This window comes from Janibacter hoylei PVAS-1 (assembly GCF_000297495.1).
In the GTDB taxonomy this organism is placed as follows: domain Bacteria; phylum Actinomycetota; class Actinomycetes; order Actinomycetales; family Dermatophilaceae; genus Janibacter; species Janibacter hoylei.
The window spans coordinates 14,867-36,977 of record NZ_ALWX01000041.1; the positions used below are offsets into that span (position 1 = coordinate 14,867).

The 22,111-nt window shown below is 72.1% G+C and carries 26 protein-coding genes and 4 pseudogenes; 25 read left to right on the top strand and 5 right to left on the bottom strand.

Annotated features, from left to right (window positions below; genetic code table 11):
- Positions 1–53 precede the first annotated feature (53 nt).
- Positions 54–980, bottom strand: coding sequence for a sulfite exporter TauE/SafE family protein (locus B277_RS08985; protein WP_007927426.1), 927 nt, complete (start codon positions 978–980; stop codon positions 54–56).
- 159 nt (positions 981–1,139) lie between these two features.
- Here B277_RS08985 and B277_RS08990 point away from each other — a divergent pair, with 159 nt between their 5' ends.
- The 6 genes and pseudogenes from B277_RS08990 (at position 1,140) to trmD (ending at position 4,361) form a co-directional block, all read left to right on the top strand.
- On the top strand, positions 1,140–1,601 hold the full coding sequence (locus B277_RS08990; protein WP_040881249.1) for an RrF2 family transcriptional regulator: 462 nt from the start codon (positions 1,140–1,142) through the stop codon (positions 1,599–1,601).
- Between the two features lie 174 nt (positions 1,602–1,775).
- Entirely contained in the window at positions 1,776–2,273 is a 498-nt protein-coding gene (rpsP, locus tag B277_RS08995) for a 30S ribosomal protein S16 (RefSeq protein WP_040881253.1), read from the top strand.
- Position 2,274: 1 nt separating this feature from the next.
- A complete protein-coding gene (locus B277_RS09000) occupies positions 2,275–2,517 on the top strand; it encodes an RNA-binding protein (protein WP_007927429.1) in 243 nt (80 codons plus the stop codon).
- Between the two features lie 92 nt (positions 2,518–2,609).
- Positions 2,610–2,768: pseudogene (locus B277_RS19910) on the top strand (ribosome maturation factor RimM); the annotation flags it as partial.
- Positions 2,769–2,829: 61 nt separating this feature from the next.
- A complete protein-coding gene (locus B277_RS19915) occupies positions 2,830–3,159 on the top strand; it encodes a ribosome maturation factor RimM (RefSeq protein WP_338009754.1) in 330 nt (109 codons plus the stop codon).
- Positions 3,160–3,161: 2 nt separating this feature from the next.
- Positions 3,162–4,361 carry a tRNA (guanosine(37)-N1)-methyltransferase TrmD gene (gene trmD, locus B277_RS09010; protein WP_040881254.1) on the top strand — a complete coding sequence of 400 codons (1,200 nt, stop codon included), beginning with the start codon at positions 3,162–3,164 and terminating at the stop codon, positions 4,359–4,361.
- Positions 4,362–4,364: 3 nt separating this feature from the next.
- Here the strand turns inward: trmD and B277_RS09015 are convergent, their stop codons facing one another.
- Complete coding sequence (locus B277_RS09015) at positions 4,365–4,721, bottom strand: hypothetical protein (RefSeq protein WP_007927433.1); 357 nt, start codon at positions 4,719–4,721, stop codon at positions 4,365–4,367.
- Between the two features lie 183 nt (positions 4,722–4,904).
- Here B277_RS09015 and rplS point away from each other — a divergent pair, with 183 nt between their 5' ends.
- The 9 genes and pseudogenes from rplS (at position 4,905) to B277_RS09060 (ending at position 12,196) form a co-directional block, all read left to right on the top strand.
- Complete coding sequence (rplS, locus tag B277_RS09020; RefSeq protein WP_007927444.1) at positions 4,905–5,261, top strand: 50S ribosomal protein L19; 357 nt, start codon at positions 4,905–4,907, stop codon at positions 5,259–5,261.
- Positions 5,262–5,295: 34 nt separating this feature from the next.
- Entirely contained in the window at positions 5,296–5,979 is a 684-nt protein-coding gene (lepB, locus tag B277_RS09025) for a signal peptidase I (protein WP_007927445.1), read from the top strand.
- Between the two features lie 109 nt (positions 5,980–6,088).
- Positions 6,089–6,907, top strand: a complete 819-nt coding sequence (lepB, locus tag B277_RS09030; RefSeq protein ID WP_007927446.1) for a signal peptidase I — start codon at positions 6,089–6,091, stop codon at positions 6,905–6,907.
- A gap of 89 nt (positions 6,908–6,996) precedes the next feature.
- Positions 6,997–7,687 (top strand): annotated as a pseudogene (locus B277_RS09035) (ribonuclease HII).
- Positions 7,684–7,998: a DUF2469 domain-containing protein gene (locus B277_RS09040; RefSeq protein ID WP_007927448.1), complete on the top strand. Its 315-nt coding sequence runs from the start codon at positions 7,684–7,686 to the stop codon at positions 7,996–7,998. Before B277_RS09035 ends, B277_RS09040 begins: the two are co-directional and overlap by 4 nt.
- Before the next feature lie 105 nt (positions 7,999–8,103).
- Entirely contained in the window at positions 8,104–8,490 is a 387-nt protein-coding gene (locus B277_RS09045; RefSeq protein ID WP_007927449.1) for a YraN family protein, read from the top strand.
- Positions 8,487–10,022 carry a YifB family Mg chelatase-like AAA ATPase gene (locus tag B277_RS09050; RefSeq protein ID WP_007927450.1) on the top strand — a complete coding sequence of 512 codons (1,536 nt, stop codon included), beginning with the start codon at positions 8,487–8,489 and terminating at the stop codon, positions 10,020–10,022. Before B277_RS09045 ends, B277_RS09050 begins: the two co-directional genes overlap by 4 nt.
- Positions 10,019–11,206, top strand: coding sequence for a DNA-processing protein DprA (dprA, locus tag B277_RS09055; RefSeq protein WP_083853708.1), 1,188 nt, complete (start codon positions 10,019–10,021; stop codon positions 11,204–11,206). Before B277_RS09050 ends, dprA begins: the two co-directional genes overlap by 4 nt.
- 45 nt (positions 11,207–11,251) lie before the next feature.
- Complete coding sequence (locus B277_RS09060) at positions 11,252–12,196, top strand: tyrosine recombinase XerC (RefSeq protein ID WP_007927459.1); 945 nt, start codon at positions 11,252–11,254, stop codon at positions 12,194–12,196.
- 7 nt (positions 12,197–12,203) lie between these two features.
- On the opposite strand, the gene B277_RS09065 is transcribed toward B277_RS09060, so the two are convergent.
- Positions 12,204–12,689: a murein hydrolase activator EnvC family protein gene (locus tag B277_RS09065; protein WP_007927460.1), complete on the bottom strand. Its 486-nt coding sequence runs from the start codon at positions 12,687–12,689 to the stop codon at positions 12,204–12,206.
- Between the two features lie 87 nt (positions 12,690–12,776).
- The gene (locus B277_RS09070) at positions 12,777–13,925 is read right to left on the bottom strand and encodes a pyridoxal phosphate-dependent aminotransferase (protein ID WP_007927461.1); all 1,149 of its coding nucleotides are present in this window, start codon (positions 13,923–13,925) and stop codon (positions 12,777–12,779) included.
- Between the two features lie 219 nt (positions 13,926–14,144).
- Between B277_RS09070 and rpsB the strand changes: the two genes are divergently transcribed.
- Complete coding sequence (rpsB, locus tag B277_RS09075; RefSeq protein ID WP_007927463.1) at positions 14,145–15,113, top strand: 30S ribosomal protein S2; 969 nt, start codon at positions 14,145–14,147, stop codon at positions 15,111–15,113.
- Positions 15,091–15,918: a translation elongation factor Ts gene (gene tsf, locus B277_RS09080; protein ID WP_007927464.1), complete on the top strand. Its 828-nt coding sequence runs from the start codon at positions 15,091–15,093 to the stop codon at positions 15,916–15,918. The genes rpsB and tsf overlap by 23 nt, the downstream gene beginning before the upstream one ends.
- Before the next feature lie 73 nt (positions 15,919–15,991).
- Here tsf and B277_RS09085 read toward each other — a convergent pair whose 3' ends face one another.
- Positions 15,992–16,573 (bottom strand): antibiotic biosynthesis monooxygenase, encoded by a 582-nt coding sequence (locus B277_RS09085; protein WP_040881259.1) that lies wholly within the window; start codon positions 16,571–16,573, stop codon positions 15,992–15,994.
- 230 nt (positions 16,574–16,803) lie between these two features.
- Between B277_RS09085 and pyrH the strand changes: the two genes are divergently transcribed.
- The 8 genes and pseudogenes from pyrH (at position 16,804) to purU (ending at position 22,075) form a co-directional block, all read left to right on the top strand.
- The gene (gene pyrH / locus B277_RS09090; protein ID WP_007927466.1) at positions 16,804–17,532 is read left to right on the top strand and encodes a UMP kinase; all 729 of its coding nucleotides are present in this window, start codon (positions 16,804–16,806) and stop codon (positions 17,530–17,532) included.
- Positions 17,533–17,608: 76 nt separating this feature from the next.
- Positions 17,609–18,166 (top strand): ribosome recycling factor, encoded by a 558-nt coding sequence (gene frr, locus B277_RS09095; protein WP_007927467.1) that lies wholly within the window; start codon positions 17,609–17,611, stop codon positions 18,164–18,166.
- Position 18,167: 1 nt separating this feature from the next.
- On the top strand, positions 18,168–19,043 hold the full coding sequence (locus B277_RS09100) for a phosphatidate cytidylyltransferase (RefSeq protein WP_007927469.1): 876 nt from the start codon (positions 18,168–18,170) through the stop codon (positions 19,041–19,043).
- Between the two features lie 238 nt (positions 19,044–19,281).
- Positions 19,282–19,383: pseudogene (locus tag B277_RS20325) on the top strand (hypothetical protein); the annotation flags it as partial.
- 14 nt (positions 19,384–19,397) lie between these two features.
- The gene (locus B277_RS09105; RefSeq protein ID WP_202948420.1) at positions 19,398–19,634 is read left to right on the top strand and encodes a hypothetical protein; all 237 of its coding nucleotides are present in this window, start codon (positions 19,398–19,400) and stop codon (positions 19,632–19,634) included.
- Between the two features lie 10 nt (positions 19,635–19,644).
- A complete protein-coding gene (locus B277_RS09110; protein ID WP_007927470.1) occupies positions 19,645–19,962 on the top strand; it encodes a hypothetical protein in 318 nt (105 codons plus the stop codon).
- Positions 19,963–19,981: 19 nt separating this feature from the next.
- Positions 19,982–21,203 (top strand): annotated as a pseudogene (gene rlmN / locus B277_RS09115) (23S rRNA (adenine(2503)-C(2))-methyltransferase RlmN).
- Entirely contained in the window at positions 21,200–22,075 is an 876-nt protein-coding gene (gene purU / locus B277_RS09120; protein ID WP_007927474.1) for a formyltetrahydrofolate deformylase, read from the top strand. Before rlmN ends, purU begins: the two are co-directional and overlap by 4 nt.
- Positions 22,076–22,111: the final 36 nt, after the last annotated feature.

Genomic DNA, 22,111 nt, shown 5'->3' on the forward strand with positions numbered 1-22,111 from the left:
CCTGCGGGGGGCCCGCGTCGGGGGGGCGCTGACCCCCTTCGTCGCCCCGTCCCTCAGACGGGCTCGCCCACGAGCTCTCGCTCGTCGCTGTCGCGGGTTGCGGTCGCCTCGGCCGCCACCTCGGCCCGGTGGGCCCGCATGCTGTAGGCGACTGCGGCGATCCACACGGCCCACACGAGGCCGTAGACGACCCACTTCGCGGCGTCGTCGAGGGCGAGACCGCCCTTGCCCATGATGGTCTTGGAGTTGGTCAGGACGATGAGGCCACCGACGAGCGAGCCGAGGATCCGCGGGGGGATCGTGCGCACGAGCCAGGCGGCGATCGGCGCGGCGACCGCCCCGCCGATGAAGAGCATCGCGACCCAGGAGAAGTTGATGCCCTGGGAGCCGAGGGCGGCGAGGAAGCCGATGCTCGCGGCGACCGAGATGAGGAACTCGCTGGTGTCGATCGAGCCGATGACCTTGCGCGGCTCCATCCGGCCGCTGGCGAGGATCGCCGGGGTGCCGACCGGCCCCCAGCCGCCGCCGCCGGTCGCGTCGACGAAGCCGCCGAAGAGCCCGAGGGGAGCGAGGAAGCGCTTGCGCAGCGGGGTGCCGATACGGTCCTTGCGCAGCCCCTTGAAGGTGAAACGCAGCAGGACGTAGAGACCCAGCGCGAGCAGGATGCCCGACATGATCGGCTTGGCCGTCGAGGTGTCGAGGCTGGCGAGGAAGGTCGCGCCGGCGAAGGCGCCGACCGCCCCGGGGAGGCCGATCTTGAGCACGACCGGCCAGTCGACGTTGCCGAAGCGCCAGTGCGAGGCGCCGGAGACGAGCGTCGTGCCGATCTCGGCGAGGTGGACGGTGGCCGAGGCGGCGACGGGGTTGGTCCCGATCGCGAGCAGCAGCGTCGTCGTCGTAACGCCGTATGCCATGCCGAGCGATCCGTCGACGAGCTGGGCGAGCAGGCCGACGACGGCCAGGAGGACGAGCTTGCGCATACGGAGGACTCTTTCCGTGAGGAGTGTGCGGCGCTCCGTGGGGTATGTCCCACGTGATGAGCAGGAGTTTCACCGAACATCCTGTTATCGGTCAAGTAACGTCACGTTATGTCTCAGGTCGTGGTCACCACCCCCGGCCCCGCCCGCGATACTGAGGGCATGGACATCTCCGCCCGATCCGACTACGCGGTGCGCGCCATGCTGACCCTGGCCGCGGCCGCTGACGGGGGCACGCCGGTCTCGGTCGTCCGGCTCGCCGCCGAGCAGGAGCTGCCGCGCAAGTTCCTCGAGGCGATCCTCGCCGACCTGCGCCGGGCCGAGCTCGTCGTCAGCAGGATGGGTGCCAGCGGCGGCTACCTCCTCGCTCGCCCGGCGACGCAGATCTCCGTGGGTGCGGTCATCCGGGCCGTCGACGGCCCGCTCGCCGAGGTGCGGGGGGAGCGCCCCCAGGCCATGACCTACGACGGCGCCGCCACCCACCTGCGGACGGTCTGGGTCGCCGTCCGCTCGAGCGTGCGCTCCGTCCTCGACGGGACGAGCCTCGCCGACGTGCTGAGCGGCGACTTCCCTGCCGCCGTCGAGGAGGCCCTCGCGGCCCCCGACGCCTGGGAAAACCGCTGAGGCCCTCCCTTCGTCCCGGTTTGGGCCGGGGAGGGGAGGCGTGGAACAATCCCCTCCGTACCCGTCCGCGCCGGGGATCTCTCCTGCGTGCGCCGGATGCCTACACCCCGAGCTCGATACCCCGTGCGAACCGCGCACGGTCTCGCCGTGCTCATGACTGAAGGGACCACGACCGTGGCCGTCAAGATTCGTCTCAAGCGGATGGGCAAGATCCGCGCTCCGTTCTACCGCGTCGTCGTCATGGACTCGCGCGCCAAGCGCGATGGCCGGGCCATCGAGGAGATCGGCAAGTACCACCCCACCGAGGAGCCCTCGCTCATCGACATCGACAGCGAGCGCGCGCAGTACTGGCTCTCCCAGGGCGCCCAGCCCACCGAGGCCGTCGCCGCGCTGCTCAAGGTCACCGGTGACTGGCAGAAGTTCAAGGGTGAGGCCGGCGGCGAGGGCACCCTCAAGGTCAAGGAGGCCAAGCCCTCCAAGAAGGACCTCTACGAGGCCGCGCTCGCCAACTCCGACAAGGAGGGCGCTGAGCACGAGGCCATCACCGCCAAGAAGAAGGCCGACAAGAAGGCTGCGGACGACAAGGCCGCCGCCGAGAAGGCCGAGGCCGAGGCTGCTGCCGAGGCTCCCGCCGAGGAGACCCCGGCCGAGGCCGAGACCACCGAGGCCTGAGATGCTCGACGAGGCGCTCGAGCACCTGGTCACCGGCATCGTCGACCACAAGGACGACGTCGTCGTGCGCAGCAAGAACCTGCGTCGCGGTCAGATCCTCGAGGTGCGCGTGCACCCCGACGACCTGGGCCGCGTCATCGGTCGCTCCGGTCGCACGGCGTCCGCCCTCCGCACCGTGCTCGGCGCCCTCTCGGGCGGCGACAACGTGCGGATCGACATCGTCGACACCGACCGCGAGCGCTGAGCCCGGCGCTCCACGTCCAGCGGATGGCCGTCCTCCCCTCGGGGAGGGCGGCCATTCGCCATCCCGGGCCCCGGATACGTAGGTTGTCCCGCATGGCATCTCCTGACGGTCACGTCGTCGCCCGCATCGGCAAGCCCCACGCGCTGCGTGGCGAGGTCACCGTCCAGCTGCATACGGACGACCCGGAGTCCCGCCTGGTGCCCGGCACCGTCTTCGACACCCGCGCGCAGCCCGGGTCGGGTGTGCCCCGTCAGCTGACGCTCGCGACGACCCGCGTGCACCGGGGGGATCTGGCTGCTCGGCTTCGAGGAGATCCCCGACCGCACCGGCGCGGAGTCCCTCCGCGGCACCCGGCTCGTGCTCGCCGCCGACCAGCCGGACCCGTCCGAGGACGACGAAGGGTGGTACGAGGAGGACCTCGTCGGGCTCACGGCCGTCGACCCCACCGGCACGGTCGTCGGGGAGGTCGTCGCCCTCGAGCTCGGCGCCGCCCAGGACCGCCTGCGGCTGCGGCGACCGGACGGCGGCGAGACGCTCGTCCCCTTCGTCGAGGCGATCGTCCCCGAGGTCGACCCGGAGGCCGGCCGGCTCGTCGTCGACGCACCCCCCGGCCTGCTCGACCTCGACGCGGCAGGAGAGTGACCTTGCGCATCGACGCCGTCTCGATCTTCCCCGACTATCTCGCCGCCCTCGACATCTCGCTCATCGGCAAGGCACGCCGCGAGGGCCTGATCGACCTGCGCGTGCACGACCTGCGCGACCACGCGCACGACCGTCACCGCACCGTCGACGACACCCCGTACGGCGGGGGAGCCGGCATGGTCATGAAGGCGCAGCCGTGGAGCGAGGCGCTCGAGCACGTCCTCGCCTCCGCCGACGAGACGAGCGGACCGGCCCCGATCCTCGTCGTCCCGGGGCCGGGCGGGGAGCGCTTCACGCAGGCGACGGCGCGAGAGCTGGCACAGGCGCCCTGGCTGGTCTTCGCCTGCGGCCGCTACGAAGGGATCGACGAGCGGGTCTACGAGTGGGCCGCCGAGCGGATGCCCGTGCGGGTCATCTCGCTCGGCGACTACGTGCTCAACGGCGGCGAGGTCGCCGTCCTCGCGATGGTCGAGGCCATCGGCCGGCTCCTGCCGGGCGTGGTCGGCAATGCCGAGTCACTCGTCGAGGAGTCGCACGAAGGGGGTCTGCTCGAGTACCCCATCTACACCAAGCCGTCGGTGTGGACCGATGGTGACGGCGTGGAGCGGGCCGTGCCCGAGGTGCTCCTCGGCGGCAACCACGCGGCCGTCGCCGCGTGGCGGCACGAGCAGCGTCTGGCCCGCACCGCGGCCCGCCGCCCCGACCTGCTCCACGTCGCGGCGACGACCTCCGAGCTCGCCGGGCTCGAGCACTCGGTCGCCACCCGAGCGGATGCCGCCGAGCTGACCGTGCTGCAGAAGGCCTGCTGGATCGAGATGGTCACCCCGGAGCAGCACTGGTGGGGAGCCCCGGCGGAGGACGCCGCCGCGGTCGCGGCCGGCCTCGAGCACTGGACGACCCACCTCTTCCGCAGCGAGGGTCGGCTCGTCGGGTCGGTCCGGGTGCGTCGCGACCCGCAGGAGCCGACGACCTGGCAGATCGGGCGCCTGATGATCGCCCCCGACCTGCAGGGGCGCGGCCTCGGTCGCGCGCTGCTCGCCCATGCCGAGGCGCTCGCCCCGAGCGACGTGACGACCCTGTGGCTCAACACCGGCGCCGACCAGGAGCGTCTGCTGCGGCTGTACAAGAAGGCCGGCTACCGGGTGCGCGGTCCCGGCGAGGGGCCGGGGACGGTCGACCTCAGTCGACCCGTCCGTCGCTGAGGCTCACGCGCACTGGGGCAGCCACACGCGCAGGCCGACCTCCAGCAGTGCCGTCACACCGAGGACCAGCAGCAGCCAGGTCCACCCCGTGGCGCGGTGCGCCAGGGACAGCAGCGCCGCGGGGATCGCGATGATCAGGACGACGACGGGCAGGCCCTGGAGCAGCAGCGGACCGAGGAGGTCGGTGCCGGTGCACGCCGCACCGAGCCGGTCAAGCTCGAGCAGCCCCCGCAGCCGCGAGGTGAGCACGGCGGCAGCGGGGGCGACGAGCAGCAGGGTGAGCAGGCCGCCGACCGGGTGCCAGTGGTGCTCGCCGGTCGATCGGGGACGACGATGGGCCCCGGCACGATTTCTGGTCACGCGCTCCCCTCTGGCAGAATCGGACATCGCGCTCAACGACACCGCCCCTGCCACAGGGGGAGTGCCGAGACCGGCCCACCAGCACGGCGGACCGACCCACAGCACGCGGCGGTGGGCGCGACACCTCACACACTACTGACGAGGGCGGACGGCCTGTGGCGTCCGCAGGAAGCGACAAGCGCCATGCAGCGTTTCGACGAGATCGACAAGGCGTCCCTGCGGGACGACATCCCCGAGTTCCGCGCCGGTGACACGGTCAAGGTCCACGTCAAGGTCATCGAGGGCAACCGCTCCCGTATCCAGGTCTTCCAGGGCGTCGTCATCCGCCGCCACGGCGGTGGCATCGGCGAGACCTTCACCGTTCGCAAGGTCTCCTTCGGTGTCGGCGTCGAGCGGACCTTCCCGCTCCACACCCCGGTCATCGAGAAGATCGAGGTCGCCACCCGCGGCGACGTCCGCCGCGCGAAGCTGTACTACCTGCGCAACCTGCGCGGCAAGGCCGCTCGCATCCGCGAGCGTCGCGAGACCCCCGCGAACTGACCGCTGCCGCCCAGCGGGCCGTAGGCTGACTCCGATGTCGACCGAGCCCGCCCAGGACGCCAACGCCTCGACCCCCGCCGGAGACCCGGCGGGGGTCGACGTGCGTCCCGCCCGCCGCCTCCTGCTGGAGATCGGCGTGGCCGTCCTGCTCGTCATGCTCCTGCGCATCTTCGTCATGGAGTCCTTCCACGTGCCGAGCGGGTCGATGGCCCCGACGATCCAGCCCGGTGACCGGGTCGTCGTGACGAAGATCGGGGCCTCGCACGTCGAGCGCGGCGACGTCATCGTCTTCGACGGGACGACGACCTTCGCGGCGGGGGATCGCACCCCCTTCGCCTCCGACGGACTCATCGGCCGCACCCTGTCATCGATCGCCTCGACCCTGTCCATCGACCTCGGGGAGCAGGACTTCCTCAAGCGGGTCGCCGGCGTCGGGGGCGACCGGGTCTCGTGCACGCCGAAGGGGGGACTGGTCGTCAACGGCTCGCCGGTCGACGAGCCGTGGCTTGCGCCGGGCACGACGGCCTGCGACACCCCCTTCGACGTCAAGGTGCCGCAGGGGCGCCTCTTCGTGCTCGGGGACAACCGCAGCGACTCGGCCGACTCCCGCAGCCACCTCGGGGACCCCGGCGGGGGCATGGTGCCGATCGATGACGTCGTCGGCCACGTGTCGTGGCGCTACTGGCCCATCGACCGCATCGGCGGGCTGGGGCACTGAGCCCGCAGCGCGGACACGAGCCGCTCGCTGACGACCGCGGCCGCCCGGAGCACGCATACTGGACCGGATGACGCCCCGACACTGCTGGGCGCGCAAGAGGAAGAGACCCGTGGCACACGATCCCGATTCGGCGCACGCCGAGGCCGAGGGCGAGGAAAAGGACCGCGCCCGCGAGGAGCGGGCGCGCGACGAGCGGGGGATGGGCGCCCGCCTCGGCGCGGCCGTCCGCGAGCTCGTCGTCGTCCTGGCCATGGCCCTGACGCTGTCCTTCATCGTCAAGTCCTTCCTCGTCCAGGCCTTCTTCATCCCGAGCGAGTCGATGCAGGACACGCTGCTCGTCGGGGACCGGGTCGTCGTGTCCAAGCTCACCCCCGGGCCCTTCGACCTCGAGCGAGGGGACATCGTCGTCTTCGAGGACCCCGGCGACTGGCTCAGCCCGACCCCAGAGGCCAGCCGTGGCCCGGTGCTCGACGGGGTCCGTGACGCCCTGATGTTCGTCGGCCTGCTGCCCGACACCTCCGAGGGGCACCTCATCAAGCGGGTCATCGGGCTGCCGGGCGACCGGGTCCAGTGCTGTGACGCCGAGGGACGGCTGCTCCTCAACGGCGAGCCGATCGACGAGACGCCCTATCTCAAGCCCGGTGTCAGCGCCAGCGACATCGAGTTCGACATCACCGTCCCCGATGGCCGCATGTGGGTCATGGGTGACAACCGCAGCGACTCCTCGGACTCGCGCTTCCACGACCCCGGCGGCACGGGCGCCAAGGGGTCGGTGCCGCTCGACCTCGTCGTCGGCAAGGCGGTCGTGACCGTGTGGCCCTTCGACCGGATGTCCGGCCTGTCCGGGCACGACGAGGTCTTCACCGACGTGCGGGCACCGGGCACCCACTCGCTGGCACCGCCCGGGCGCGAGCCGCACACCTCGTGACGACCCGGCGCCGCACACCGCGCTCCGGTCGGCCCAGCCTGCGCGTCGAGCGGGAGCTGCAGCGGGCCGGTCACCGGGTGCTCGCCGGCATGGACGAGGTGGGCCGGGGGGGCGCTCGCCGGCCCGGTCAGCGTCGGCGTGGTCGTCATCGACGAGACCTGCCGCAGCGCGCCAGCCGGCGTGCGCGACTCCAAGCTGCTCACCCCGGCGGCCCGCGTCGCCATGGTGCCGCGCCTGCGGCGCTGGGCCGTGGGCCACGCGGTCGGGCACGCCTCGCCCGCAGAGATCGACGAGATCGGGATCATCGCTGCGCTGCGCCTCGCGGGGCAGCGGGCGCTCGGGCAGATCGACGTCGTCCCCGACCTCGTCCTGCTCGACGGCAACCACGACTGGCTGACCGACCCGCAGGAGGTCGGCCTGCTCGCCGAGATCGTCGGTGGGGCGTCGACACCGCCGGTGCGCACGATGATCAAGGCCGACATGCGCTGCAGCTCGGTCGCTGCCGCGAGCGTGCTGGCCAAGGTGGAGCGCGATGCCCACATGGTCGATCTCGACCGTGAGCACCCGCACTACGGCTGGGCGGACAACAAGGGTTACTCGGCGAGCGCCCACCTCGATGCGCTCGCGGTGCACGGGGCGAGCGAGCAGCACCGACGCTCGTGGTCCCTGCCCGGGGTGACCCCGCTGCCGGCCGCCGCACACGTAGGGGATGATGAGGAACGACCGGGCGGGGACCGTGGGCTCCTCGCCGGCACGACGAGCGAAGGGAGGTCCCGGTGAGCTCGGAGGACCTGGAGAAGTACGAGACCGAGATGGAGCTGGCGCTCTATCGCGAGTACCGCGACGTCGTGCACCTCTTCAGCCACGTCGTCGAGACCGAGCGGCGCTTCTACCTCGCCAACAGCGTCGACGTGAAGGTTCGCGGCGAGGGGGCCGAGGTGTACTTCGAGGTGACCATGCAGGATGCGTGGGTGTGGGACATCTACCGTCCGGCGCGCTTCGCCAAGCAGGTGCGGGTCGTCACCTTCAAGGACGTCAACGTCGAGGAGCTCGCCAAGTCCGAGCTCGAGATGCCCGACGGCGGCTTCTAGCCCGTCCACAGCCCCGCCCCGGGCGAAGGGGGTGTCCACAGACCGTCGACGGGTCCGCCACGGGTCCCCGCTCCCACCTTGACTGGGTGCCGGAGGTGGTCGGACATGACCCGGTCGGGGACGAGTGAGCAGCCCACGAGGGCGCGCATCGGAGCAGAGGGCGAGGCCTTCGCGGAGCGCTATCTCACGGGCAGAGGCATGCGGGTGCTGGACCGCAACTGGCGGTGCAGCTCAGGTGAGATCGACCTCGTGCTGCTCGACGGCGACATCGTCGTCGTGTGCGAGGTCAAGACGCGGCGCAGCAAGGCCTTTGGCGAGCCGATCGAGGCGATCACCCGGGCCAAGTTGGCCCGGCTGCGTCGACTCGCCGGTCGCTGGCTGGCCGAGCACGAGGTCTCCTGCGGTGGGGTGCGCCTCGACGTCGTCGCGCTCCACCTCGACCCCGCGACCGAGGCCTACCAGGTGCGACACGTCGCGGGGGCAGGGCTGTGAGCGTCGGGGTGACGCGGGGCGTGGCCCTGCGCGGGGTGAGCGGGCACCTCGTCGACATCGAGTGCCACGTCGGTCGCGGGCTGCCGGCCTTCGACATCAGCGGGTTGCCCGACACGGCGCTGCGCCAGGCGGCGCAGCGGGTGCGGGCCGCTGCGCTCTCCGCGGAGGTCTCGCTCAACGCGCGACAGCTCACCTTCAACCTGTCACCCGCCTCCCTGCCCAAGCACGGCACCGGCTTCGACCTGGGCCTCGTCGTCGCAGCGCTCACGGCCTGCGGGGAGCTGCCGGCCGAGCCCGTCCGGCCAGTCGTCCACCTCGCCGAGCTGGGCCTCGACGGACGGCTGCGGCACGTCGCGGGAGTCCTCCCCGGAGTGCTGGCCGCCCAGGGGGCCGGCTGCGAGCACGTCGTCGTCGCCCCCGAGGACGTGGGGGAGGCCCGCCTCGTTGACGGGGTGCGGGTCTCGACGGCGCAGACCCTCGCGGAGCTCGTCGCGGCCTACCGGTGCGTACCGCGCGGTGGGCGTCTGACCGAGGCGGATGGGGAGCCGGCGGCCGCGCCACCGGCGGGTCGGCGTCGGCTGGACCTCGCCGACGTGTCCGGGCAGCACGAGGCGCGGGCGGCTCTCCTCCTGGCGGCGGCGGGTGGTCACCACATGCTGCTCAACGGCCCACCGGGGTCGGGCAAGACGATGCTCGCCGAGCGTCTCGTGACGATCCTGCCCCTGCTCACCCGGGAGCAGGCCCTCGAGTCCCTCGCCGTGCGGTCGGTCGTCGGCGCCATGCCGACGGGGATCGACCTCGTGCCTCCCTTCGTCGCGCCGCACCACTCGGCGAGCGTCGCGGCACTCGTCGGCGGGGGATCTGGGGCGGTCCTGCCCGGGGCGGTCTCGCAGGCGCACCACGGAGTGCTCTTCCTCGACGAGGCGGCCGAGTTCGGTGGCGCGGTCCTCCAGGCGCTGCGCCAGCCGTTGGAGTCCGGCCGGATCGTCGTCTCCCGCGCTCGCGAGCAGGTGACCTACCCGGCCCGGGTGCAGCTCGTGCTCGCGGCGAACCCCTGTCCCTGCGGCGAGGGGTACGGCAAGGGGCTGTCCTGCCGGTGCCGACCCACCGAGCGGCGGGCCTACGCCGCCCGCCTGAGCGGACCACTGCTCGACCGGGTCGACATCCAGGTACAGGTGCCCAAGGTGAGCCTGGCGGACCTGACCGAGGCGCCGCCGGACTCGAGCGCCGCGGTCGCGGAGCGCGTCCTCGCGGCGCGGGAGGCCCAGGCCCGTCGTTGGGGGCCGCAGGGATGGACGCTCAACAGCCAGGTGCCCGGCCCCTTCCTGCGGCGGGCGCCCTGGCGGCTGCCGTCGAGCACGACAGCGATGCTCGACCGGGCGCTGGACCTGGGGCAGGTGACCGTGCGCGGCTACGACCGGGTTCTCCGACTGGCCTGGACGAGCGCCGACGTCAACGGACGAGCGACGCCGAGTCCGACCGACGTGGGGCTCGCGCTGATGTACCGCACCCAGGGAGCGGTGGCCGCATGAGTCGCTCGAGGGGTGCCGCGCCCACGGCGGCCGAGGCAGCTCGCGCCCATGCCCAGGTGGGGACGGACGAGCGGCGGGCCCGGGTCGCCTGGAGCCGGGTCCTCGAAAATCGCCGCGAACGAGCCAGCGACGTGCTGCCCGCACTGCTCCTCGAGGTCATCTCCCTGGGCCACGTCGAGGCCTGGCACCGCCTCGTCGACGGGGACCTGCCCAAGTGCGCGAGTGCCCGCGCCCACGTCGCAGGCGTCGACGTCGACGCCGAGCTCGACCGGGTCGAGCGCGTCGGGGCCCGGGTCGTCGTCCCCGGCGACGCGGACTGGCCGGAGTCGCTCTCGCACCCCCTCGTCTCCCCGCATCTGCTGCACGTGCGTGGTCATGCCTGCCTCGCGGACCTCGTCACCCGGTCGGTGGCCGTCGTCGGCTCACGGGCGAGCACCGGCTACGGCGAGGCGATCGCCCGTGAGCTCGGCGCCGGTCTGGCCGGTCGAGGGTGGACCGTCGTGTCCGGGGCCGCCTACGGCATCGACGCCGCGTCCCACCAGGGGGCACTCACGGGCGACGGGCCCGCGATCGCGGTGCTCCCGTGCGGCCCGGAGCGCGCCTACCCCGAGGGCAACCGCCGGCTCGTCGACGCCGTCGCGGAGCGCGGGGTCGTCATCACCGAGCTCGCGACGGGCACGGTGGCGATGCGGCACCGGTTCCTCGCCCGCAATCGGATCATCGCGGCCCTGTCGGGTGCCACGGTCGTCGTGGAGGCGGGGCTGCGGTCCGGGTCGCGCAACACGGCGGGGTGGGCGGAGGCGCTCGGGCGCCCCGTCGGGGCGGTGCCCGGGCCGGTGACGCAGATGTCGTCGGCCGGCTGCCACGAGCTCATCCAGAAGGGCCGAGCTGCCCTCGTCACGGACACCGACGACGTCCTCGCGATTGCGGCTCGGGTCGGAGAGGCCGCCGACCAGCCCGACGAGCTGCTCGGGCCGGGGCGTCCGCTGGACGCGCTGACGCCACCACAGCGACGCATCCACGACGTCCTCACCCGCAGGTCTGGCCGAGGGGTCGGCGCGGTGGCCCACGAGCTCGTCCTCCCGGTCGACGAGGTCCTCGCACAGCTGTCGGTCCTCGCGCTCGAGGGCTGGGTCGAGCAGACCGACGACGGCGGTTGGGTGCGCGGAGCCGGACCCGGGTGAGGGTCGCTGCCTCGTGGTCGGCACGCTGCGTGGCACGGTGGTGGGGTGAGCAGGCAACCGATCGACTCCGCGCCGGCCCCGCCTGACTGGGCGCTCGAGTGCATCGAGGCCTTCGTCGGCCACCTCGAGCGTGAGCGGGACCGCTCCGCGCACACGATCCGGGCCTACGCAGGCGACGTGCGGGCCTGTCTCGCATGGTGCGCGGCAGACGGTGCCGACGATCTGGGCGACGTCACGCTGCAGCAGCTGCGCGCCTGGCTCGGTGAGCTGTCCGCCGGTGGCGCGGCCCGGGCGACGCTCTCCCGACGCTCCGCCGCGGTGCGCACCTTCTTCGCCTGGGCGCGACGCAGTGGTCGGGTGGAGGCCGACCCCGCGCTGCGGCTCACCTCGCCGAAACGGCAGCGCACCCTGCCCGACGTGCTGAGCCGCGAGAGCGCGACCGCCGTGCTCGACGTCGCGGCGGTCGCGGCCGACGACGACGACCCGATCCACCTGCGCAACCGGGCCGTGCTCGAGCTGCTCTACGCCACCGGGATCCGGGTCAGCGAGCTCACCGGGCTCGACGTCGACGACGTGGACCGCTCGCGGCGCGTCGTCCGGGTGCTCGGCAAGGGGCGCAAGGAACGGACCGTGCCCTACGGCGCCCCCGCGGACGCGGCCCTGGGGGAGTGGCTCGAGCGGGGACGCCCACGGGTGGTCGTCGACGGTTCGGGCCCGGCGCTCTTCCTCGGGCGCCGTGGTCGTCGTGTCGACCCTCGTCAGGTGCGCGAGGTCGTGCACGGCCTGCTCGCCCACGTGCCCGACGCCCCGGACATCGGTCCGCACGGGTTGCGCCACTCCGCCGCGACCCACCTGCTCGAGGGCGGCGCTGACCTGCGCATGGTGCAGGAGCTGCTGGGGCACTCCTCGCTCGCCACGACGCAGATCTACACCCACGTCTCCCTCGACCGGCTGCGTCGCAGCTACGAGCAGGCGCACCCCCGCGCCTGAGCTGCCGTCACGCCACCGGCAGCAGCACGACCCGCCGGGCCCCGAAGAAGCCCATGGGGTCGAGGTAGGTGTCATCGCGCTTGGCGCCCAGGTGCAGGCAGGTGGCGGGCTCGCAGTGCCCGGGCTCGGGACCGACCCGGCCGATCTCTTCACCTCGGCGGACCCGATCACCCACGGTGAGGGAGGAGTCCACGGGCTCGTACGTGCTGCGGACACCGTCGCCGTGCGTGATGCTCACCGTCCCGCGGCCGGCGATCCGACCGCGATGGGTGACGACGCCGTCGTCGACGGAGGTGACGGGGTCGCCCTTCGACGCCGCGAGGTCGATGCCGCGATGGCCCGCCCCCCACCGCTCCTCGGGGGCATCGAAGGGAGCCGCCACCACCGGGCGTCCACCGTCGCCGACCGGCCAGGACCACATCGCCCGCGGCGGCGGCGCCGGCCCGACGAGGGCTCCGGCAGCGAGGAGGGCGACGACGGGGACGGTGCTCATGACGGGGAGCGTGGCCGTTGTCGGGCCGTGGTGCCGGCTCCAGCCTGCAGCGGTGGACGGTGACCGCGGGCCGGGGCCGCCTGTGGATCACGCGGCCAGGCGCTGACAGGCCTCGCGCAGGAGCGACTCGTGCTTGCAGCAGGCGAAGCGCACGAGCGAGGCCGTCGGTGCCGGGTCGTCGCAGAAGACGGAGACCGGCACGGCGGCCACCCCTGCGGACTCGGGCAGCCGCAGGCACCACTCGAGAGCGTCGGTCACGCCGAGCGGCGCAGCATCGGCGACGACGAAGTAGGTGCCCTGGGAGGGCCGCACCTCGAGCCCGGCCGACCGCAGACCGTCGACGAGCAGGTCGTGCCGGGCCCGCAACGACTCGCGCAGCGCGTCGAGGGGCGCCGGCCCCAGACGCAGCGCGTGCGCCACCGCGTGCTGGAGGGGAGAGGCCGTCGTGAAGGTCAGGTACTGCTTGACGACCCGAGCGGCCCGCACGAGGTGCGCGGGCCCGCTGACCCAGCCGACCTTCCACCCCGTGACGGAGAAGAACTTGCCGGCGGAGCCGATCGTCAGGGTCCGCTCGGCCATGCCCGGCAGGGTGGCGATCGGGATGTGCGGCACCCCGAAGGTCAGGTGCTCGTAGACCTCGTCGCTCACGACCCACGCGTCGTGCCGACGCGCGAGCTCGGCGACCATCTCGAGCTCGGCCCGGTCGAGGACCTTGCCCGTCGGGTTGTGCGGGCTGTTGAGCAGCACGACCCTGGTCCGGGGGCTGAAGGCGCGGGCGAGGGCCGCGGGGTCGATCGTCAGGTCGGGCAGCCGCAGCGGCACCGTCCGCTTGACCCCGCCGGCGAGCGCGATGACGGCCGAGTAGCTGTCGTACGAGGGCTCGAGCACGACGACCTCGTCACCCGGCTCGAGCAGGCCGAGGAGCGACGCGGCGATCGCCTCGGTCGCGCCCGAGGTCACGAGCACCTCGTCCGCCGGGTCGAGTCGAAGGGAGTGGTGGCGGGCCTGGTGCTCGGCGACCGCCTCGCGCAGGGCCGGGATGCCGATCGACGGCGGGTACTGGTTGTGGCCCGCGTCGATCGCGTGCTTCGCGGCCTCGAGCACCTCGGCGGGGCCGTCGGTGTCGGGGAAGCCCTGCCCGAGGTTGATCGCGTCGTGCTCGACCGCGAGGGCCGACATCGTCGCGAAGATCGTCTCGGCGTGCGGCTCCATGCGGGCGACGAGGGGTGCGCTCATGTCGGGCAGGCTACGCCGCCGGACGATTTCCTCCCTTCGCCCCGCGGCCGTAGGATGGGGTGCACATCCAGTCTGTCTGGATGAATTCGCGTGTTCCTCGCCGGGTGACGAGTCCGACTCTGAATCCGGGGCACACCACGGCAGTCCCGACCTCGGTCGGGCGGGGTCGTGCCGGAGCACCAGGACAACAACTGACAACCTATGAGAGAGGACTTCGGCATGGCCGTCGTCACGATGCGCCAGCTCCTCGAGAGCGGCGTCCACTTCGGGCACCAGACCCGTCGCTGGAACCCCAAGATGAAGCGCTTCATCATGACCGAGCGCAATGGCATCTACATCATCGACCTGCAGCAGTCGCTGACCTACATCAACGACGCGTACGAGTTCGTCAAGCAGACCGTGTCGCACGGCGGCACGATCCTCTTCGTCGGCACGAAGAAGCAGGCCCAGGAGCCGATCGCCGAGCAGGCGACGCGCGTCGGGATGCCCTACGTCAACCACCGCTGGCTCGGTGGCATGCTCACCAACTTCCAGACGATCTCCAAGCGCCTCACCCGGCTCAAGGAGCTCGAGGAGCTCGACTTCGACACCGTGGCCGGTTCGGGCTACACGAAGAAGGAGCTGCTCATCCTCCGTCGTGAGAAGGACAAGCTCGACAAGACCCTCGGCGGCATCCGCAACATGTCGAAGGTCCCCTCCGCCGTGTGGATCGTCGACACCAAGAAGGAGCACCTCGCGGTCGACGAGGCGCGCAAGCTGGGCCTGCCGGTCATCGCGATCCTCGACACCAACTGCGACCCCGACGAGGTCGACTACAAGATCCCCGGCAACGACGACGCGATCCGCTCCGTCACGCTGCTGACCCGCGTCGTCGCCGATGCGGTCGCCGACGGCCTGATGGCCCGCGGTGGCGGCAAGTCCGGTGCGGACGCCTCCGCCGAGGCCGAGCCGATGGCCGAGTGGGAGCGCGAGCTCCTCGCCGGTGAGGCCGCTGCCGAGGCTCCGGCCGCTGCCGAGGCCCCCGCCGCTGCTGAGGCTCCGGCTGCTGCCGAGGCCCCCGCCGCCGAGGCCGCCCCGGAAGCTCCGGCCGCCGAGGCCGCCCCCCGAGGCCTGAGCCTCCACTCACCGACCACCGTCACACCTCACGAAGGAGAACGGGACACACATGGCGAACTACACCGCCGCTGACATCAAGGAGCTGCGCGAGCGCACCGGCGCCGGCATGCTCGACGTGAAGAAGGCGCTCGACGAGGCCGAGGGCGACAAGTCCAAGGCCCAGGAGCTGCTGCGCATCAAGGGCCTCAAGGGCGTCACCAAGCGCGAGGGACGCACGACCTCCAACGGTCTGGTCGTCGCCAAGGCCGAGGCCGGCGTCGGCACGCTCGTCGAGGTCCTCTGCGAGACTGACTTCGTCGCCAAGGGCGAGAAGTTCGGCGCCCTCGCGGACGAGGTCCTCGCCGCGGCCGTCGCGGCCAAGGCCACCGACGCGGAGTCCCTGCTGGCTGCCCCCGCCGGGGACAAGACCGTCAAGGACCTCCTCGACGACGCCAACGCCACCATCGGCGAGAAGATCGAGGTCAAGCGGGTCGCCCGCGTCGAGGCCCCCAACGTCTCGGCGTACCTGCACAAGACCAGCCCTGACCTGCCGGCCCAGATCGGTGTCCTCCTGGGCACCGAGGGTGGCGACGACCAGGTGGCCCGTGACGTCGCGATGCACATCGCCGCGTTCAGCCCCAACGTCCTCACCCGCGACGAGATCGACGCCGACGTCGTCGCCAACGAGCGTCGCATCGCCGAGGAGACGGCCAAGGAGGAGGGCAAGCCCGAGGCTGCCCTGCCCAAGATCGTCGAGGGCCGGGTCAACGGCTTCTTCAAGGAAAACGTCCTGCTCGACCAGCCCTTCGCCAAGGACTCCAAGAAGTCCGTCGGCAAGGTCCTCGAGGAGGCCGGTGCGAGCGCCACGCAGTTCGCGCGCTTCCGCGTCGGTTCCTGACGAACCCCGCACCACGCCGAAGGGCGCCGCACCCCATCCGGGGGCGGCGCCCTTCGTCATGCTCGTCGCCAGATCACGGCGAGCGCCGCGGCTGGGTCCACGGCAGGAAGAGCCGTGTGACGAAGGGGAGGAAGACGTACGTCATCCACGGGATGGCGATGGCGCAGGTGAGCAGCACGCGGCCCCAGGCCGGCCACCCCTCGGTCACCACGGCGAGCACGTAGGTGAGCACCAGGCTCGTGGGGAAGAAGGCGCAGAAGATGACGACCATCTGCTTCCACCGCGGCGGGGCGGGCGGGGCGATGTCGCCGCCGGTCACCTCGTGCGGCTCGTCGAACCACCCCTCGATGCCGGTGCGCGACTCCATCCGGGTCGTCTCGACGAGGCGGGTGGCGGCGCCGAGCCAGCGGGCCCGCTCGTGGGACTGCTGCCAGTGCTCGAGGGCGTCGGCATCGGCGAAGCGGTAGAGCATGTGCCACTGCTCGGACCCGGGCGAAGGGCGCACCCAGCCCGAGCCGAGGAAGCCGGGGAAGCGCCGGGCGAGGTTGGTGCCCGCGTCGGCCCAGACCTGCATGAGGGCTTCGTCCTCGGGGCGGACGGTACGGGTGATCGAGACGGTGACGGGGGCCGACCGGTCGGCGGGTGCGGTGCTCACGACGGGCAAGGATAGGTGCTCAGGCGGGCGGGCGGAGCGCCTCGAGCACGACCCGCAGGGGGTGGTCGGCGGTGGCGCCGGCCAAGGTGCGGACGACGCTAGTGACCCCGCGGTCACTTGACAAGTGGAGAGCACATGTCAAGCAGCCCGTGCGACTCGGGTGAGTTCCTCGGTGGGGCCGGACCTGTGGAAGGATCGGGCGAACCCGCACGCGACCCAGGGAGCACCACGTGACCGAGCAGACCACCCCCCAGGCCGACCGCAGGGTCCTCCTCAAGCTCTCCGGTGAAGCCTTCGGTGGCGGCAAGGTCGGGCTGAGCCCCGACGTCGTGCGGGGGATCGCCGAACAGATCGCCGTGGCCGTCCGTGAGGGCATCCAGGTCGCGATCGTCGTCGGGGGTGGCAACTTCTTCCGCGGCGCCGAGCTGCAGGAGCAGGGCATGGACCGCAGCCGCGCCGACTACATGGGCATGCTCGGCACGGTGATGAACTGCCTGGCGCTGCAGGACTTCCTCGAGCACGCCGGCGTCGACACCCGCGTGCAGACGGCCATCACCATGGGTCAGGTCGCCGAGGCCTACATCCCGCGCCGGGCGATCCGCCACCTCGAAAAGGGCCGAGTCGTCATCTTCGGTGCGGGGGCCGGCATGCCCTTCTTCTCCACCGACACGGTGAGCGCCCAGCGCGCCCTGGAGATCAAGTGCGACGCGGTGCTCATGTCCAAGAACGGCGTCGACGGGGTCTACGACTCCGACCCGCGGACCAACCCGGACGCCCGCAAGCTCGACCGGGTGACCTACGAGGAGGCCATCCAGCAGAACCTCAAGGTCGTCGACGCCGCGGCCTTCAGCCTCTGCCGCGAAAACCGCCTCCCGATGGTCGTCTTCGGCATGGAGGGTCCGGGCAATGTCACCCGCGCCCTGCTCGGCGAGCCCATCGGCACCGTCGTCACGGCCTGAGTGAGAGACTGACCCCAGACCACCGCGGCCCAGCCGCACGCGAGGCCCCCGGGGCCGGAGAAGGAGACGGACGCACATGATCGAGGACGCACTGCTCGAGGCCGAGGACAAGATGGGCAAGGCCATCGAGGTGGCCAAGGACAACTTCGCCGGCATCCGCACCGGTCGCGTCAACCCGGGCCTCTTCAGCGGGGTCATGGTCGACTACTACGGGTCCCCGACGCCGCTGCAGCAGCTGGCCTCCTTCCAGACCCCCGAGGCCCGCACCCTGCTCATCACCCCCTTCGACAAGTCTTCGATGGGCGCGATCGAGAGTGCCCTGCGCGACTCCGACCTCGGCGCCAACCCGAGCAACGACGGCACCGTCATCCGGGTGACGATGCCCGAGCTGACCGCCGAGCGTCGCAAGGAGTACATCAAGCTGGCCCACTCGCAGGGCGAGGACGCCAAGGTCTCGATCCGCCACGTCCGTCGCGCCGCCAAGGACACGATCGACAAGCTCGTCAAGGACGGCGAGGTCGGCGAGGACGAGGGCACCCGCGGTGAAAAGGACCTCGACGCCCTGACGAAGAAGTACGTCGAGACCGTCGACACCCTCCTCAAGGCCAAGGAAGCCGAGCTCTCCGAGGTCTGATGTGACCGAACCCCAGCCCGCCACCCGGCGCGCCATCAGGGCGGCTGCGCCCGCCGCCGCAGGTCCGTCGAGCCGGGCGGGTCGCAACCTGCCCGTCGCCATCGCCTCTGGCGTCGTCCTCGGCGCCGGCGCGGCCGGCGCCCTGGTGGCGCACCCGGTGGCCTTCGTCGTCGTCATCTGCGTCGCCATGGTCATCGCGGTCTGGGAGATGCGGCAGGCCCTGAGCGAAGGGGGGCTCTTCGCCCCCTTCGCCCCGGTGGCCATCGGTGCGGTGAGCATGATCGTCGCCGCCTACGTCCGTGGGGCCGAGGCGCTCGTCTTCGCGGCGGCGCTCACGCTCGTGGCCACGCTCGTGTGGCGGGTGGCCGACGGGCTCGCCGGGGCCGTGCGTGACGTCGGCGCGGGCGCGCTGATCCTGCTCTACCCGTGCCTCCTGGCCGGCTTCGCCGCGATGATGCTCGCCGAGCCGCAGGGGCAGTGGCGGATCTTCGTCTTCATCATCATCACCATCGCCTCCGACATCGGCGGCTATGCCTTCGGGGTCCTGCTCGGCAAGCACCCGATGGCGCCGAAGCTGTCCCCGAAGAAGTCCTGGGAGGGTTTCGCCGGGTCGGTCATCTCGTGCGCGCTCGTCGGGGCGATCGCGATCCCGCTCACCCTCGACGGTCCCTGGTGGCAGGGTGCCGTGCTCGGCGCCCTCGTCGCCCCGGTCGCGACGATCGGTGACCTCATCGAGTCCAGCCTCAAGCGCAACCTCGGGATCAAGGACATGTCCAACATCATCCCGGGCCACGGCGGCCTGATGGACCGGCTCGACTCGCTCGTGCTCGTCGTGCCGCTCGTGTGGGTGGCGCTGCGGGTCATCGCGCCCCACTGATCTGGTAGATCCCTGACGAGGCCCCCGGCCGGGCCTGATCGCGTGTTCACCCGCGGTCCCACAGGTCGCCCTAGCGTCGCTCGTGCCCCGAGGGCGTCGAGCTGGCTGATCGCGGTGGCCGTGGACGGGATGCCGGGAGGTGCGGCGGTGGCCGACGCCGCCGGCGCCAGCACGAGCGAGGTGGCGGCGAGGAGGGAGCAGGTGGCGCGCAGGCGCATGGCGGGTCCTTGGCGGTCGGGTGCCGTCGGGGGACTGGTACAGCGAGTACGACGGCGCGTCCTTCACCGACGGCAGCGACCTCGACATCGACCACGTCGTCCCGCTCGCCGAGGCCTGGCGCTCGGGCGCGGACTCGTGGTCGGCCCAGGAGCGCGAGGACTTCGCCAACGACCTCGATGTCCGCAGCTCATCGCGGTCTCGGCCTCGTCCAACCGGTCGAAGGGGGACCAGGACCCCTCGTCGTGGTGGCCCACTCGCACCGCCTACCAGTGCACCTACGCGAAGATGTGGGTGGCGACGAAGTACCGCTGGGGCCTGGCCCTGCAGTCCGCGGAGAAGACGGCGCTGAGCACCCGACTCGAGAGCTGCTGAGGAGACCATCGTGCCCACGAGCACCTTCACCACCCGCGCCGGCGTCGCCACCCGTGAGGTCGGCACGACCACCGGTCGCGTCGAGCTCGAGACGACCGAGCGCGACGGCCGGGTCGCGAACCGCATCCGCTACGAGGGTGCTCAGGAGTGGTACCACCTCGTCGACGAGCCGAGCATCGGTAGTGCCGAGGCCGTGCACGTCGCCCTCGTCGGCGCCCTCTCCGGGCCGGACGAGTCCCCGGCGCCCGACGAGGCGGCCCACGGCGAGGGCGAAGGGCGGGACGCCGCCGATCCCGCGGCGGGCAGCTTTGGCGGGGCACGCTCCTGACCTGAGAGACTTGGGGGCGATGACCGATCTGCCCACACCCTCGACCGCCCGACCGGCGCCCGGCCAGCTGACCATGACCGCGCCCCGGCGCGGCAAGCCGCCGCGCCATCTCGCCGACCTCGACCTCGCCGGTCGCGTCGAGTGGGCCAAGGAACTCGGCCTACCCGGCTTCCGCGCCAAGCAGTTGTCGACGCACTACTTCACCCACCACACCGACGACCCCGGGCAGATGAGCGACCTGCCCAAGACGGCGCGCGAGGAGCTCGTCACGGCGATGCTCCCGCGTCTGCTGACGCCGGTGCGCACGATCACCGCCGACCGGGGCGCGACCCTGAAGTCGGTGTGGCGCCTGCACGACGGCGCGCTCGTCGAGTCGGTGCTCATGCGCTACCCGCGCCGGGCGACGATCTGCATCTCCAGCCAGGCCGGCTGCGGCATGAACTGCCCCTTCTGTGCCACTGGTCAGGAGGGTCTGACCCGCAACATGTCGACCGCCGAGATCGTCGACCAGGTCGTCGCGGCCAACCGGATGCTCGCCGAGGCGGGCGACCTGTCGCTCGGCGACGACGCCGGGGCCGCGCTCGGGGCCGAGGCCGATGACGAGGGGGGAGTCGCTCCCTTCGTCCGGGGGGCGTCGGGTCACCAATGTCGTCTTCATGGGCATGGGGGAGGCCCTGGCCAACTACAAGGCGGCGATCGGCGCGATCCGCCGCATGGTCGACCCCTCGCCGGAGGGGCTGGGCATGAGCGCCCGCGGCATCACGATGTCGTCGGTCGGGCTCGTGACCGGTATCGACCGGCTCACCGAGGAGGGCATCCCCGTGACGCTCGCCCTGTCGCTGCATGCTCCCGACGACGAGCTGCGCGACGAGCTCGTGCCGATCAACACCCGATTCAAGGTCGACGAGGCGATCGACGCCGCCCACCGCTACTACCTGCGGACCGGCCGCCGGGTGAGCATCGAGTACGCCCTGATCCGCGACATCAACGACCAGGCCTGGCGCGCCGACCTGCTCGGCAAGAAGCTCACGGAGCGCGGCAAGGGCTGGGTCCACGTCAACCCGATCCCGCTCAACCCGACCCCGGGCTCGAAGTGGACCGCGTCGCGGCGCGGCGTCGAGCAGCAGTTCGTCGAGCGGCTGCGGGCACACGGCATCCCGACGACGGTGCGCGACACCCGCGGCAGCGACATCGACGGTGCCTGCGGGCAGCTCGCGGCGGCCACCTCGGGTGCCGAATGAGCGCGCCCATTGACCGCGGCCTCGGCCGCGAGATCGTCCTGACCCTCAACGGGCCCGACCGGCGCGGCATCGTCCACGCCGTGACCGGCGCCATGGTCGGGCTGGACCTCAACATCCTCGACAGCCAGCAGTTCGGCGACCCGTCGACAGGGGAGTTCCACCTGCGGATGCACCTGCAGGCCGACACCCCGATCGACGCCGACCGGCTCGAGGCCGAGCGCCAGCGGCTCGTCACCGAGCTCGGCGCCGACGTCGACGTGCACGACCCGCAGGAGCCGCACCGGCTGCTCATCATGGTCAGCCGGCAGGGCCACGTGCTCAACGACCTGCTCTTCCGGGTGCGCACCGGCCAGCTCAATGTCGTCGTGCCGGCCGTCGTGTCCAACCATGAGGACTTCCGGGCCGAGGTCGAGTGGCACGGCATCCCCTTCCACCACGTCCCGGTGACCCGGGAGACCAAGCCCCAGGCCGAGGCACGGCTGCGCGAGATCATCGCAGCCGAGCGGATCGAGACGGTCGCGCTCGCGCGCTACATGCAGGTGCTCTCCGAGGACATGTGCGCCGACTTCCCGGGCCGGGTCATCAACATCCACCACTCGCTGCTGCCCTCCTTCAAGGGGGCGCGGCCCTACTCGCAGGCACACGAGCGTGGGGTCAAGGTCATCGGCGCCACCGCCCACTACGTGACCTCCGACCTCGACGAGGGCCCGATCATCGAGCAGGACTTCCGGCGGGTCGACCACCGGATGAGCCCCGCCCAGCTCGCCGCCACCGGCGCCGAGCTCGAGGCGATGGCCTTTGCCCGCGCCCTGCGCTGGCACGTCGAGCGCCGGGTCGTCCTGCGCGGCCGGCGCACCATCGTCTTCGACTGACCGCACCCCCGTGCGCATTTCCCTAGGGAAATGCCA